Origin of the sequence: Pseudomonas sp. PSPC3-2, from assembly GCF_049897085.1 — a bacterium.
Lineage (GTDB): Bacteria > Pseudomonadota > Gammaproteobacteria > Pseudomonadales > Pseudomonadaceae > Aquipseudomonas > Aquipseudomonas paraveronii.
The window spans coordinates 301511-316534 of the sequence record NZ_JAFCVO010000005.1 but is presented as its reverse complement, the minus strand read 5'-3'; the positions used below and the strand labels follow the sequence as shown (position 1 = coordinate 316534).

General features: G+C 64.1%; 11 protein-coding genes. 3 read left to right on the top strand and 8 right to left on the bottom strand.

Features of this window, described 5'->3' with window-relative positions:
• Positions 1-19: 19 nt before the first annotated feature.
• Positions 20-916, bottom strand: coding sequence for a PA4780 family RIO1-like protein kinase (locus tag ACP7CJ_RS11515; protein WP_276196338.1), 897 nt, complete (start codon positions 914-916; stop codon positions 20-22).
• A gap of 134 nt (positions 917-1050) precedes the next feature.
• Positions 1051-2328 (bottom strand): acetyl-CoA C-acetyltransferase, encoded by a 1278-nt coding sequence (locus tag ACP7CJ_RS11510; protein WP_426100311.1) that lies wholly within the window; start codon positions 2326-2328, stop codon positions 1051-1053.
• 114 nt (positions 2329-2442) lie between these two features.
• Between ACP7CJ_RS11510 and ACP7CJ_RS11505 the strand changes: the two genes are divergently transcribed.
• Positions 2443-3795 (top strand): 3-oxoacyl-ACP reductase, encoded by a 1353-nt coding sequence (locus ACP7CJ_RS11505; RefSeq protein ID WP_426100313.1) that lies wholly within the window; start codon positions 2443-2445, stop codon positions 3793-3795.
• Positions 3796-3797: 2 nt separating this feature from the next.
• Positions 3798-4646 (top strand): MaoC family dehydratase, encoded by an 849-nt coding sequence (locus ACP7CJ_RS11500; RefSeq protein ID WP_426100315.1) that lies wholly within the window; start codon positions 3798-3800, stop codon positions 4644-4646.
• Positions 4647-4680: 34 nt separating this feature from the next.
• Here ACP7CJ_RS11500 and ACP7CJ_RS11495 read toward each other — a convergent pair whose 3' ends face one another.
• The 5 genes from ACP7CJ_RS11495 to pbpC all read right to left on the bottom strand — a co-directional run bounded on the left by ACP7CJ_RS11495 (position 4681) and on the right by pbpC (position 9437).
• Entirely contained in the window at positions 4681-5238 is a 558-nt protein-coding gene (locus ACP7CJ_RS11495) for a DUF4136 domain-containing protein (RefSeq protein ID WP_426100317.1), read from the bottom strand.
• Between the two features lie 45 nt (positions 5239-5283).
• On the bottom strand, positions 5284-5874 hold the full coding sequence (locus ACP7CJ_RS11490) for a DUF4136 domain-containing protein (protein ID WP_426100319.1): 591 nt from the start codon (positions 5872-5874) through the stop codon (positions 5284-5286).
• A gap of 24 nt (positions 5875-5898) precedes the next feature.
• Complete coding sequence (locus ACP7CJ_RS11485) at positions 5899-6648, bottom strand: methyltransferase (protein WP_253393210.1); 750 nt, start codon at positions 6646-6648, stop codon at positions 5899-5901.
• Positions 6641-6949 carry a MazG-like family protein gene (locus ACP7CJ_RS11480; protein WP_276196331.1) on the bottom strand — a complete coding sequence of 103 codons (309 nt, stop codon included), beginning with the start codon at positions 6947-6949 and terminating at the stop codon, positions 6641-6643. The genes ACP7CJ_RS11485 and ACP7CJ_RS11480 overlap by 8 nt, the downstream gene beginning before the upstream one ends.
• 157 nt (positions 6950-7106) lie before the next feature.
• Complete coding sequence (gene pbpC, locus ACP7CJ_RS11475) at positions 7107-9437, bottom strand: peptidoglycan glycosyltransferase PbpC (RefSeq protein ID WP_426100321.1); 2331 nt, start codon at positions 9435-9437, stop codon at positions 7107-7109.
• Between the two features lie 90 nt (positions 9438-9527).
• On the opposite strand from pbpC, the gene ACP7CJ_RS11470 reads away from it, so the two are divergent.
• Positions 9528-9821, top strand: coding sequence for a hypothetical protein (locus ACP7CJ_RS11470; protein WP_017849656.1), 294 nt, complete (start codon positions 9528-9530; stop codon positions 9819-9821).
• Positions 9822-10016: 195 nt separating this feature from the next.
• On the opposite strand, the gene ACP7CJ_RS11465 is transcribed toward ACP7CJ_RS11470, so the two are convergent.
• Complete coding sequence (locus ACP7CJ_RS11465; RefSeq protein WP_426100323.1) at positions 10017-14915, bottom strand: alpha-2-macroglobulin family protein; 4899 nt, start codon at positions 14913-14915, stop codon at positions 10017-10019.
• Positions 14916-15024: the final 109 nt, after the last annotated feature.

Below are 15024 nucleotides of genomic sequence, written 5' to 3'. Positions count from 1 at the left end.
ATCTCCAACGGTTTGGAGATCACTGCATCCAAGGCGGCGGCGGTTCTTCCGCTGTCTTGCTCGCGGGGGCATCATCCGCCGCGCGGATCGCCTGGCGCCGTTCGTCATCCAGTCGCGCCGCTTCGATCTCGCGGATCACGCCACCGACATCCGCCAGTTCTTCCGGTTCGTCGAACTCGCCGGTCAAGATGCTGCCAGGGTGCAAGGTGCCGGCTTCGTACAGCGCCCACATTTCCTTGGCGTACTTGGTAGTCCTCAACTCCGGGGCAAAACGTCCGAAGTAGGAAGCCATGTTGCCCACATCCCGCTCCAGCATGCTGAACGCGTGGTTGTTACCCGCCGCATCCACCGCCTGGGGCAGGTCGATGATCACCGGGCCCGTCGGCGTGAGCAGTACGTTGAACTCGGACAGGTCACCGTGCACCAGGCCGGTACACAGCATCAGCACGATCTGGGAGATCAGGAACGCGTGGTACTCGCGCGCCTGGTCCGGTTCCAGCGTCACGTCGTTCAGACGCGGCGCCGCATCGCCGTACTCATCGGCCACCAGTTCCATCAACAGCACGCCTTCCAGGAAGTCATACGGCTGGGGCACGCGAACGCCCGCACCGGCCAGGCGGAACAACGCCGCAACTTCGGCGTTCTGCCAGGCATCTTCGGTTTCTTTCTTGCCGAATTTGGAGCCCTTGGCCATGGCCCGGGCCTGCCGGCTGTTACGGACCTTACGGCCCTCCTGGTACTCGGACGCTTGACGAAAACTTCGTTTGTTCGCCTCCTTGTAAACCTTGGCGCAACGCAATTCATTGCCGCAGCGCACCACATAAACAGCTGCTTCTTTACCACTCATAAGTGGGCGCAGCACTTCGTCGACCAGACCGTCTTCGATCAGGGGTTCAATGCGTTTAGGAGTCTTCATCAGCTTTTATTGTGGGTCCTTTATTACCAAACACGCGTATGGCACTCGTTATACGGCAATCGGCTCGCCTCGGGGAGGGGCTACCGAGCTTTGACCACCGAAGAATGCATCCAATATGCCAGTTTTTAAGCAATTCAACGCTCAATGATTGCCGTCACGCCCTGCCCACCTGCGGCACAGATCGAAATCAGCCCGCGCCCCTTGCCCGCAACGTCCAACAGCTTGGCCAGGTTGGCGATGATACGCCCGCCCGTCGCGGCAAACGGATGCCCGGCGGCCAGGGAGCTGCCCTTGACGTTGAGACGGCTGCGGTCAATCGAACCCAACGGCGCGTCGAGCCCTAGGTGGGTCTTGCAGTAGTCTGCATCTTCCCAGGCCTTGAGCGTGCACAACACTTGGGCAGCGAATGCTTCGTGGATCTCGTAGTAATCAAAGTCCTGCAGTGTCAGGCCATTCCGCGCCAGCAAACGCGGCACGGCGTACACCGGCGCCATCAACAGGCCTTCGGCACCGTTGACGAAATCCACCGCCGCCGCTTCGCCGTCGCGCAGGTAAGCCAGGATCGGCAAGCCGCGCTCCCTGGCCCAGGCTTCGCTGCCGAGCAACACCAGGGAAGCACCGTCCGTCAGCGGCGTGGAATTGCCGGCGGTGAGCGTGCCTTTGGCGCTACGCTCGAAGGCGGGCTTGAGGCCGGCGAGTTTTTCCAGGGTCAGGTCGGGGCGCAGGTTGTTGTCACGGGTGAGGCCCAGAAACGGGGTGAGCAAATCGTTGTGCCAGCCTTCGGCGTAGGACGCGGCCATTTTCTGGTGACTTTCCAGGGCCAACTGGTCCTGCTCGGCACGGGGGATCTGCCAGGTCTGCGCCATCAGTTCACAGTGCTGGCCCATGGATAAACCGGTGCGCGGTTCGCCATTGCGCGGCAGTTCCGGCTTGAGGTGATGCGGACGAAGTTGTAACAGGACTTTTAGTTTGTCCGCCATAGACCGGCTGCGATTGGCCTGCAGCAAAATCTTGCGCAGCCCTTCATTCACCCCGATCGGTGCGTCGGACGTGGTGTCCACCCCTCCGGCAATCCCGCATTCGATCTGGCCCAGGGCAATCTTGTTGGCCACCAGCAACGCTGCTTCCAGCCCGGTGCCGCAAGCCTGCTGAATGTCATAGGCCGGGGTTTGCGGCGACAGGCGCGAGCCCAGCACGCATTCGCGAGTCAGGTTGAAGTCGCGTGAATGCTTGAGCACCGCGCCGGCGGCCACCTCGCCCAGGCGCAGGCCGTGCAGGTTGTAGCGCTCGATCAGGCCCTCCAGGGTGGCCGTCAGCATCGCCTGATTGCTCGCTGTGGCATACGGGCCATTGGAGCGGGCGAACGGAATCCGATTACCGCCAATGATCGCTACACGGCGCAATTGAGTCATGGAAAGCTCCCTGTCGGTTGTGGGGTAAGTCCTTCAGACTAGCCTAGGCTCAATCGAACGACTGCCGCCCCGGGGTGGTCAACCCTTTGAACCCCAGCCTTCGGAGAGCGTTCCATGTCTGACCGTTATATTGACTTCGCCAACTCAAGCCTCGGCCATCGCCTGGTCGCCGCCATTGGCCTGCCGTCACCGGTACGCCTGGAACGCTGGCAAGCCGGGCGCCTGCGCCCGGTCGATGGCGCACTGCTGCTCGGCGGCGGCGCGCTGGCGGCCAAGGTGCTGGCGTTTGCGCACAAACTCACCGAGGCCATTTATAGCTACGGCGCCGGGGCACTGGAAGCACCGGCCTGGATTCCCGGGCACGGCCCCAAACTCAAGGCGCTGGTGTTCGACGCCAGCGACTTGCAACACACCGACCAACTCAAGCAACTGCGTGAGTTCTTTCAGCCACTGCTGAAAAATCTCGATCACAGCGCGCACCTGGTGATCCTCGGCCGCGCCCCGGAAAGTCTCAGCGACCCGTTCGCCGCCAGCGCCCAGCGCGCCCTCGAAGGGTTCAGTCGCTCCCTGGCCAAGGAACTGCGCAACGGTGGCGTGTTGCAATTGCTGTCGGTCGGCCAAGGTGCCGAGGACCAGTTGGAAGGGGCGCTACGGTTTTTCCTCTCGCCCAAAAGTGCCTATATCTCGGGTCAGGTGATTCGTCTGGAAGCCTGCACCACCCCCGTCGAAGACTGGACGCGCCCGCTTGCCGGGCGCAAAGCGCTGGTCACCGGCGCGGCGCGGGGCATTGGCGCCGCCATCGCCGAAACCCTCGCCCGTGACGGCGCCGAGGTCATTCTGCTGGATGTGCCCCAAGCCAAGGCCGACCTCGAAGCCCTGGCCGCGCGCCTGGGAGGGCGCACCGTCGTGCTGGATATCTGCGCCGAAGACGCCGCCCGCCAGTTGATCGAACAACTACCCGATGGCCTCGACATTCTGGTCCATAACGCCGGCATCACCCGCGACAAAACCCTGGCCAACATGACCCCGGAATACTGGGACGCCGTGCTGGCGGTCAACCTCAACGCGCCACAAGTGCTGACCAAGGCCCTGCTCGACAGCGGCACCCTGCACGACAACGCGCGCGTGGTGCTGCTGGCCTCCATCAGCGGGATTGCCGGCAACCGCGGGCAAACCAACTATGCCGCGAGCAAGGCCGGGCTGATCGGGCTGGCCCAGGCCTGGGCACCACGGTTGAAGGCGCGGGGGATCAGCATCAACGCCGTAGCCCCCGGTTTTATCGAAACCCAGATGACCGCGCATATCCCGTTCGCGCTGCGTGAGGCCGGGCGCCGCATGAGCTCGCTGGGCCAGGGCGGCTTGCCGCAGGATGTCGCCGAAGCGGTGGCCTGGCTCGGTCAACCGGGCTCCGGCGCGGTCAGCGGCCAAGCGCTGCGGGTGTGTGGGCAAAGTGTGCTGGGAGCGTAAGCATGGAATGGAAAACCCTCGACCGCCCACCGATGCTTGCGCCGTTGTACTGGCACGCGGTGCTCAAGCGCAAAATCACCGGCAGCCACTTGCCCGAGCAGGGGTTTCGCTGCCGTGTGAGCGTCAACCCCCAGCATGTGGCGGCGTATCGCAAGGTGTGCGGCTTTGCCGACAGCCCAATGCTGCCGGCAACTTATCCACACATCCTGGCATTCGGCCTGCAGTTGCAACTGCTGACGGCCCCATCGTTTCCGTTCCCGCTGTTGGGGCTGGTCCACCTCAGCAATCGCATCCGTGTTCACCGGCCCTTGGGTGCGGTGAGTGACCTGACCATCGCCGTACACGCAGAAAACCTCCAGCCCCACGCCAAGGGCGCGACGTTTGAGGTGGTGACCACCGTCGAAGATGCCCTCGGCCTGCTGTGGGAAGCGCAGAGCCGCATGCTCTGCCGTGGCGTGAAGCTCGACGGCGCGGCGGCGGACGACGCCTTGCCCACGCCCTCCCAGCTCAGCGAATTGACCCACTGGAAAGCCCCCGCCGATATCGGCCGTCGCTACGCCTGGGTGTCCGGCGATTACAACCCGATCCATTTAAGCGTCCTGACTGCCAAATTATTCGGTTTCCCCCAAGCCATTGCCCACGGCCTGTGGAACAAGGCGCGGACCCTCGCCGCCCTGGGTGAGCACCTGCCCGTGGCGAATATCGACATAGACGTCGAGTTCAAGAAACCGGTACGCCTGCCCAGCGCGGTCGCCCTGCACGCCAGCGGCGCTGGTTCCAGTGGCGAGTTGTGGTTAAAAGGCTCGGGGGATATTGAACACATGGTGGGTAGATGGCGGCCGATTGGCTGAAACCGGCCGGTGATCTCGCTCGGGCAACGCAGTTTCAGTGCGGTGGATAGCTGGAAAGGATTCGGCTGACCGTCTTGCGGATGGCGTTGCTACGATCCTGCGGGTCGGGCGAGTTGGCCATGATTTGCTCGTCGCTACCGCGCCAGACGAGTTTGCCGTCCTTGCCGTCGAGCAGGTCGATCTGGAGGGTCGCCACCTTGTAGCTGATGCTGCGCGTTTCGTTGTACATCGGCGCGCCCCAGTAGCCATTCCACGGCCCGCCCCAGGCGCCACCGTAGTTGGTGCTGACTTGTTGCTGGCGGTCTTCGACGATCAGGTAGGCCTGTGCAGTCAGGTCCGCCCTGGTGCCCACCGATGCGGGGCGCAGGCCGCGTTGGTCGAGTTGTTCGCCGACGGCCTGGCGGATACGTTGCTCGGTGAGGTCGCTCTTGATCCGCGGATCATCGGGACGGTATTGCACCGCCGGGTCTTTCCAGGCCCAACTGCGGTAGGCACCGAAGTCTCGGCTGGCATCGAAGTCGTGGTTGACCTGGCTGGTCTGGCAACCGCCCAACAGCGCGACAAAAGCGAGCGTTGCGATACGTCGAAACATGGTGGTTCTCCAACGAGCGATCCGGGCATTAAATGAGAATAGCTGTTAACTGGGAGGATACGCCGTCATTGCCTTTTGCACCGCCTGGCGCAACGCATCCGCCCGCTCACTGAGGCTGCCCTGGCTGCCGGTTTCAGCACTGGCACTCCACACCGGCTGACCGCTGCGCGCATCGAACAGATTGACCCGCACGACGACGACCTGAACTTCATAGGTGCGCACGATCGGCGCCGAGTTGTACATGCCGTAGCGATTGTAGCCGCCATACCCATAGCCGTAGTCATCCTGGACCTGCTTGAGGCGCTTCTCCAGATGCACGTCGGCGCTCACCAGCAGGTCGGGCGCGCGGTTGTCGTGCAGGGGGCGCAAGCCACGCTGGTCGAGGGCGCCGCTGACCGCTTCGGCAATCTGCGCCGAGTCCGCCCAGGCCGTGCCCGCCGGCAACTGGCCGTTGCGCCAGGCCCAAATGCGATAGGCGCCGTAGTCACGTACCGGCGCGGGGTACGCGCTGGTATCAAAGGTCTGGGCCGCCTGGGCTGGCGCCGGCGGCATCGGCGCCGAGGCGGCCACATAAGGATTGGGGCTGGAGCAGGCGCCCAGCCCAAGGGACAACAGGATTAACCCGAAACGACGCATTTCGACCTCCACTGACTGGGCCGCTTAAACCGGACGGCAGATCCAGTGCAAATAACGCCCAAGCCCGGCAAAACTTGGGTGACGACGATGAGCGAGTTCCATCTCCAACACCTCCTTCAAATCCACGCGAGCCTGGAATTCCACCGGCATATAGTCGTGGAACACCCGCACGCCGCTCTGGCTTTCGACCTGCCAAAGCCCATCGAGTTGCGCCGCCAGCTCTCGCGGATCGAGCGGCTGTTGCGGGGTCAGGCTTTGCTTTTCGCCGGCCATGTCGTTCTTGCGCATTTTGCGGAAGTGGCCTTTGAGCAGGTTGCGGTAAATCAGCGCATCGCGGTTGTAGAACGCCAGCGACAGCCAGCCGCCGGGCACCGTCAACTGGTGCAACACGGGCAGGATCGCGTGGGGTTCGGCCAGCCATTCGAGGACGGCGTGGCACAGCACCACATCGTAGGGCTCGGTGAGTTGGCCGAGCAGGTCTTGCCAGGGCGCGTGGATAAAGGTCGCGGTCTGCCCGGCCTCGGCGAAGCGTTGGCGCGCACCGCTAAGCATCGGCTCGGCGGGTTCGGCCAGGGTCACCTGATGCCCGCGCTCGGCCAGCCACAGCGACATATGCCCCAGGCCCGCGCCAATATCCAGCACACGCAGCGGCCGCTGCGGCAAGGCTTCGGTGAGGTCGGCCTGCAACACTGCCAGGCGAATCGCGCCCTTGGCGCCGCCGTAGATTTTCTCGGCAAAACGCGTGGCCAGTTGGTCGAAGTGACGATCACTCATGGGCAAACCGCCGTTCGCTGTCGGCCAGCTTGGCACGCACCACCTCGTTCATGTCCAGGCCCAACTCGCTGCACAGCAACAGCAGGTACAGCACGATATCGCCGACTTCCTGGCCGGCGTGGGCGAGTGTGTCGGCGGACAACTGGCGCGACTGGTCTTCGGTGAGCCATTGGAAGATTTCGACCAGTTCGGCCATTTCCACACTGGCGGCCATGGCCAGGTTTTTCGGGCTGTGGAATTGTTTCCAATTGTTGGTATCGCGGATGCGATGCAGGCGTTCGGTGAGGTGTTCGAGGTTCATGGGGGGCTCCTGAAGGCGTATAGCTTCGGGGGGATCAGGGATGAAGGCAAGTGAATCCGGGGGATGGACTTTAGGGCGCTATCGCAGGCAAGCCTGCTCCCACATTTGAATGGATTCACACAGCAGAATGTGGGGGCTGGCTTGGCAGTGATGGGGTCTAGTCGACGACGCTGAATTCGATTCGGGCGGTTTGGCCGGCCTCGTCGAGAACGCTGAGCTGATAGCGGCCCAATTGCTCGAAACTGGCGTTGATGCTCTCCTGGTTGGCGCTGTCGCCCAACGGCGCGCCGTTGAGGAACCACCAGCGCCGGCCACTGCCGCCCAGGGCGGAGAGGTTCAGGCGCAGCGTCTGTTGGCTGGCGGCGGGCAGGCGCAGTTGATCGCCCTCGCGCACGCCGACGATCGACAACGGCGACGACGCGGCCAGTGCCGGCGGCGGGCAATCGGGGTCAGCGGCCGGCAGGCGCGCATCACGACGCTCAGCCCTTGGCAGCCAGGGCTCCAACGGCGCGGGCCACAGGGCGATGTTTTTCAACACTGCGCCGGGGCAATGGGCGTCCACCCTCAAGCCCTTGGGGTTGACCCAGACGCTTTCCATCAAGCCCACACTCAACGGCTGATCCAGTGCCTGCAAGGTCGGCGGCGTGGTGTTGTCCAGCGTCCAGGCGAAGCGCTGGCGGCGACAATTGGGATCGTTGCGGCTCATGGGCTGGCCCAGCGGCCAACAGATCGCCGCCACGCCAACATTCGCCGGCACCGGTTTGACCGGCGCGCTGATGCCACGCTGGCTGTCGCGGTTGGTCAACACGTCATGCACCTGCAACATCAACGGTGCGGCCGAGGCCAAGCCGAACTGCCCCGGCACTGGCGTGCCGTCGGGGCGGCCAATCCACACACCGATCAAATAGCGCGGCCCCACGCCGATCGCCCAGGCATCCCGAAACCCGTAGCTGGTGCCGGTTTTCCAGGCCAGCGCCGGGCGCTGCACCAGTTCGGCACGCGGGTCGCGGTCGGGCCGCGCCTGACCGCTGAGGATACGCCGCACAATCCAGGCGGACCCTGGCGACAGTAATGGCCGTTCTTTAAGCGTATCGTCCGGCTGTAATCGAATCGTGGCGCTCCTCCCGTCGCGGGCGAAGGCGCTGTAACCGCTCACCAGATCTTCCAGGCGACTGCCCGCGCCGCCCAGGATCAACGCCAGGTTCGGCTCGGCCAACGCCGGCAACGCCAACGGCACCCCGCCGATGCGCATCTGCGCGGCAAAGCGCTTCGGCCCGTAGGCTTCCAGCAACTGCACCGCCGGCAGGTTGAGCGAACTGGACAACGCCGTGCTCGCCGGCACCGCGCCACTAAATCCCAGGGAGAAGTTACCCGGCCGGTAATCGCCATAACGCCTGGGCACATCCTGCAACAGCGATTCGGAGTGAATCAGCCCTTCGTCCAGGGCCATGCCATACAGGAAGGGCTTGAGGGTCGAGCCCGGCGAACGCAACGCGCTGATCATGTCCACATGGCCGAAGCGCTTGGCGTCATTGATATCCACCGAGCCGAGGTAGGCGCGCACGGCCATGCTGTCTTCCTCCACCACCAGGATCGCCGCCGAGGTGTATTCCGGCAAACGCGCGCGCCAGCCCAGCAGCAGGTCTTCGAGGCGGCGCTGCAGGGTGGCGTCCAGGGTGGTGCGGATCAGCGGCGGGCTGTCGGAGCGGTTCAGGCGGCGGGCAAGCAAGGGCGCCAGGCTGGGCTCCAGGCGCGGCGCGAGCAGCAACGGTTCTTCCAGGGCCTCGGCCACCGCCGACGCGGGCCATACCTGGAACTCGCCGAGGCGGCGCAGCACCTTGTCCCGGGCTTCCTGGGCGCGCTGGGGGTGGCGGTCGGGGCGCAGGCGGCTCGGCGCCTGGGGCAACACGGCGAGCAAGGCGGCTTCGGCATGAGTCAGTTGCGCCGGCGACTTGCCCAGATAAGCCCAACTGGCCGCTGCCACGCCTTGCAACGTGCCGCCAAACGGCGCGCGGTTCAGGTACAGGTTAAGAATCTCGGCCTTGGACAAATGCCATTCCAACTGCGCGGTGCGCCACAGTTGGCGCAGCTTGCCGTGGAACGTGCGCGAATGGGGATCGAGCAAACGGGCGACCTGCATCGACAAGGTACTGCCACCCGACACCACCCGCGCGCCGGTCAGGTTCTGCCACGTCGCCCGCGCCAGCGCCAACGGGTTCACGCCGGGATGCTGGTAGAACCAACGGTCCTCATAGGTGAGCAGCGCATCGAGGTAATACGGCGACACTTCACCGGTTTGCACCGGGTAACGCCACACGCCATTGGCATCGGCAAATCGCCACAACGGCGTGCCATCCTCGGCCAGCACCACCCGCGCCAAATCATCCTTAGGCAACGGCAACGGCCAGATGCGGTCGGCCGCCCACAACAGCGCAATCACCAGGAGCAGGCTCGCCAGGGTCCAGCGAGCAACTAAACGCAAATTCAAACGGGCAAACCTCTATGCTTGCAGGGAACTAGCCGGCGTTATCAACAACCAAAGGCACAGACACGCCCACCTTCTCATCAGGACACGCACATGCAGGTAGAAAGCTTTTTCGAATGGTTGGGCCAGGCGCTCGGCTCCGTCATCCGTTTTATCGTCGACGGCCTCAGCGGCATCTTCGGTGCCTTGACCCACGCCGGTGGCAACTTTATCGATGGCCTGTCGCGCACCTTGGGCATGGACACGTCCATCATCAGCATCATTACCCTGATCCTCGGCCTGATGCTGCTGTACTCGGCCGTTCGCGCCTTCATGCGCGCATCGATCATCATGGGCATCATCTGGCTGATGCTCGGCCTATGGCTGCTCAGTTGGGTCGTCCACTAACCCCCCCCCAAAAACACCACAAATCCCTGTGGGAGGGGGCTTGCCCCCGATAGCGGTGGGTCAGTCAGTAGATTTGATACTGATACACCGCAATCGGGGGCAAGCCCCCTCCCACATTTAGCCCCCATTCCCAGATTTAGCCTCCACTGCACATTTAGCCTCCCTCCCAGACTTAGCCACCCTCCCACATCGCGCTCACCGCCCCTTGATCACCAAATCCACCGGAGTCTCCCCCACCGCCTGCCAGTTCGGCCGATACATCGACTCCACCTGCGGCGGCGGCACCCGATACGTCCCCGGCGTCACCGCCCGCGCCAGATACAACAAGTGCGTGGTGCCATAGCCATCCAGGTTCATCGCCGCCACATAGCGGTCATCACGAAACTCCTGATGCTTGAGTGACGCGTTCTGCATCGACTCGCGCCATTCCTTCACCTGGCTGCTGGCGTTTTCCAGGCTTGCGGCGCTTTGCGCCAGGTTCTGGTTTTCCAACTCCAGGCCCGCCGGCAACAGGTCCACCACCAGGGCGTCCGGCACGCGCTGCTTGGCGCTCACCGCCAGATGCACCAGCACCAGATCGCCGCTGTTGAGGCTACGCAGGTTCAGCGGCTGGCCGTTCATGCCCAGGTATTCGCGGCGGATGCTCAGGTTGTCGCCGCCGGCAGCCGGTGGCACCTGTGGATAACCCGAGATCGTCAACTGCTGGTACACCGGCGTCTCGCCCTGATTGCTCAGGCTCAGGTCGCTGGACAGCAGCGCGCCGACCAACGCCAACGTCGACTGTTGATTATTCAATTCGCGCACGCCGCCACTGCCGGTGAGCGACACCTGCCAATTCGACTCAGGCTGGGCGAACCCGAGGCGCCCGGCGAGGAACAGCGAATTACGTTCCTGGGTCGACAAGTACGGGCTGGCCGCCAATTGATCCGACAGCGTAAACAAACGCTCTTCACGCTTGCCCTTGGCCAGGTCATTTTCTTCGAGCAGCGCCAGGATCATCGCCTGGTCCCGCAGCGGGCTGCCATAGTCGGCCAGCCATTCCTTGGCATTGCGTTGCGCCGCCAACCCTGCGAGCAAGGCTTGATCGGCGCGCGGCTGGTCGCCCATTTTCTGCAAGGCGATGGCCAGTTGCACCAACGGCAACCCGGAACGCGCATCGCTGCGCCGCTCGAACAGACTGCGCAACGCGCCCAACGGCGCCTGCTGACTGCGCGCCAGTACCAGGCCGGCGTAGGCCTGCACGGCAAAGCGGGTGTGCTCGGCGTTGTCGCTGTAGTCGACTTCGATCAGGTTGCGCTCCTGCACATAACGCAGCAGGCGCTCACTGGCTTTTTTCAAGGCGTCCGGCGGCACGGCAAAGCCCTGGTCGCGGGCGCGCAGCAGGAAGTCGGTGACGTAGGCGGTCAGCCAGTATTCCTCTTCGCCATCGGCGCCCCACAAGCCAAAGCTGCCGTTGTAGCGCTGCATGCCCAGCAGGCGTTCGATGCCCAGCTCGATCTTGCGTTTGCGCTCGGCGTCCGGCTCGCCCTTGACGCCCAGGCGCTTGAGCAAGGCATCGTCGGCATACAGCGACGGGTACAGGCCACTGGCGGTCTGCTCCAGGCAACCGTAGGGGTAAGCCTTGAGCGCAGTGATTTGCGCGCCGAGGTTCAACGGCGGCCGGCTCGACAGGCTCAGCAACGCCTCGCGCCCCGAGCTGTCGAACTGATCGAGCGCGCCCGCCGGTAGGCTCCACGGCTGCTCCTTGAGCACCGCGCGATACTGCTTGAGCAAGGCCGGGTAGGCCGGGCGCACGCCCAGGGTCCATTCGCGGCTGAACGGCGGCAGGTTTTCACCGGGCAGGTCCAGGCCGTTCACCGTGACCTTGAACTTGCCTTGCCCCAGGCCGCCCCAGGCTTTCACCGGGATGCGCAGCGTGGTGCGCTGGCCTTGTTTGAGTTCAACCGATTGCGCGCCACCGTTGACCAGCTCCAACTGCCCTTCGGCACTCAGTTGCACATCGAGCTTTTGCGCCTTGCCCGACAGGTTGGACAGGTCCAGCGCCAAGGTGGTCTGGTCGCCACCCGCAAGGAAGCGCGGCGCAGACAATTCGGCAATCAGCGGTGCGGCGATCACGGTTTTGGCTTCAGCCATGCCGTAGCGATCATCACTCCAGGCCTGGGCCATCAGGCGCAGCTCACCGTTGAAATCCGGGATATTGACGCTGATTTCGCCCTCGCCCTGCTCGTTCAACGTCACCGGCGCGCTTTGCAGGGCGACGATGGTCACGCTGGTGTCCGGGCGTTTGCCGCCTTTGGCCAACGCAGCGTCACCACCGAAGGCCAGGCTCGCCAGGCGCCCCTGGCCGGCCTCGATCAGTTGGCCATAGATGTCGAACTGGTCCACGCCATACGCCTTGCGGCCGAACAAGCTGGAATACGGATCGGGCGTCGGGTATTCGGTGATATTGAGGATGCCCACGTCCACCGCCGCCACCAGCACATGCACCTGTTTGGGCACGCTGCCATCGGCATTTTTTGCGGCGACTTTCACCGTCAGCGCTTGTTTGGGGCGCATTTTTTCCGGGGCGGTGAGGGTCAGCGCAAGTTTGCGCTGGGTGCGATCCAACGGCAGGTGCAGCAGGCCCACCGCCCGTTTGGGGGTGATGTTGGCTTTGCGCTCGCCAGGGCGAATCACCAGGGCGCTGACGTAGAGATCATGACGCGCCCATTTCGGGTCGAGCTTCACGGCGAAACGTTTGCCCTCGGCTGGCACGTCGATTTCCTGCCACCACAGCGGCCCCTCGGCAGACTCCACCAGCAGGTAGCCTTTACCGGCCGCCGGCGGCGTCACGGTGACGTTGGCGGTATCGCCGTCGCCATAGGCGGGCTTGTCCAGCGCCAGCTTGACCTGATCGGGCCGCACGGCGCCGCCTTCGGTGTTGTCCTGGGCCTGGTAACCGGCCCAGAAGCGCAGGCTGCTGACCAGCCCGGTCTGCGGGTCTTCGACCTCGACGCGGTACGGGCCCCACTCCACCTGGAAGCTGACCTTGGCGGTGTCGCCGGCCTTGATGTTCAGGGTCTGCTCGTCAAGGTTGAGGAGTTTCTGGTTGTAGTGATAGCTCCAGCCGTCGCTCTCCGAGTAATTCCAGTAGTAGTCGCGGCGCTCGCGCACCAGGCGCACCTTGAGGTTTTTCGCGGCGAGTTTCTGCCCGGCCTGGTTGGCCAGCAGCACTTCAAATTCCGCCGGGCCGTCGCCGTTGGTTTCCTTGCCGTCAAACAGCCCGCGCAGACCCGGCAGTTGCTCGGCCGGCCAGATCGGCTGCACCAGGCGCCGGGTGATCGGGCGTCCGCCCGATTCGTGCAGGCTGGCTTGCACGATCAGTTGCAGCGGCGACTTGGCGTCGGCCCATTTGCTTTCCAGGCTCAGGGCTTCCTGGCCCTTGGCGTCGAGTACGCTTTCATCCAGTTCAAAATCCTGGCTCAGCTCTTCTTCGGTGACGGAGCCGAACTGGTAACCCGGCAGCGATTTCACCGCCTCGCGCAGCGGGCGCACATACACCTGCCCGCTGACCCGGTTGCCCGCCGCCGGCGCGCCGTAGAGGTAGCGGCCATTGACCTGGATGACCGGGTTCTCCGCCGGGCTCAATGCCGTGTCGCTGCCCTTGAGCTCCAGCGCCAGGCGCTCGGGCAGGAAGTCTTCGACAAGGAATTCATACAACTGTGGCTTGCCGTCGCCCAGGTCGAACACCAACTGCCAACGCCCGGTCGGCGCTTCGCCGGCCAGTTGCAGTTGATATTGATAGAGGCCGGACGCGTCGGCATCCCAGACGAATTTACGGCTAACCTGCTCATCCGGGCGACGCACTTCGACGCTCACCGGCTGCGGTTTAACTGCATTGCCGTCCTTGTCGCGCAACAAGGCGTTAAGCAGCACGGTTTCGCCAGGGCGATACAGATCGCGCGGGCCGAACACAAAGAATTGCAGCGGGTGCGACGGTTGCCCGCCGATATCGAACTCCGCCAGATCGAGGGCAGCACTGTCCAGGCGCAACAGGCTGGTCTGTTCGCCCTGCTTGGCCAGCAGCACCTGGGCCTTTTTCGGCAACGGCAGTTCGGCGTGACCGCCCTTCTCGGTCTTGCCCTGGCCCACCACCCGGCCCTCGGCGTCGAGCACTTCAAGGTCGACGCCATCCAGCGCCTTGCCGCCGTCCAACGCCTGAGTAAACACGTCCAGGCGATTGGCGTAGCGGTGAACCGACAAGCCGATATCACTCAAGGTGAACAACGTGGCCGGTTGCGAATAGTTGTAGGTGCCCGACGCACGCATCACCGCCAGGTACACACCCGGCTGCTGCAATTGCTTGAGGCCGGCGATCGGCAGCAACAGGGTTTCACGGGTATTGCGCGCCGGGTTCAGGTCGAAACGGCCGCCGTAGACCAGATCGGCCAGCGGCAGCAGTTCGCGCGATTCATAGCTTTGCAGGCTGGTGTTGCGCCCCCACTGCGCGAGGAACGACGGCAGGGATTCGGCCTTGATCCGGAAGAACTCGACGTCGATCTTGTCGACATTCAGCGCAATCACCGGCAACCCCTCGGCCAGGCGCGTGGGCAACAGCGTGCCACGGCTGGCGAAGCCGACAGTGGCTTGCAGGTCGCGGGTTTCCAGGCGGGCGATGTACTCGGCGGGCAACAGGTTGTTATTCACCGCGCGCACGCCGGGGTCGACCGTCAGCACCAACTTGCGCTGCGGTTCCAGGTGGCGCAGGCGCAGCTCCATCAAGTTATCCGACAGCTCCCAGGCGCCGTCGACCTTGCCCGACTTGCTGTCCACCAGATGCAACTTGTCGGCGAATTTCTGCTCCGGGTCCAACGGGATGGAAAAACTCACCGACAACGTGCTGGCGCCGTCCAACTGCACCTCCGACACGTCCACCACACTCAGCTCACGCCCGGCATACCGCTGCTTCAACGCCGCCACATCCACCGCCGCCTTGGCTGCCTTCGGCGCTACGCTGCTCGCTGCTGGGGCGGGCGGGGCAGCCGGTTTATCGGAGGAATCGCAGGCGCTCAGCAGGGCCAGCGCACAAGCCAGGAACAGTCCTTTGTTAAGCATGAGGCACTCGTAGTCAGAGGAAACCGAGGGGTGAACTATATATCAGCGCCGGCCAAGCCGCTGTGGCGCCGGTCACATTGACCGACGGAGGGCGGTTTGGTTCTTCGCA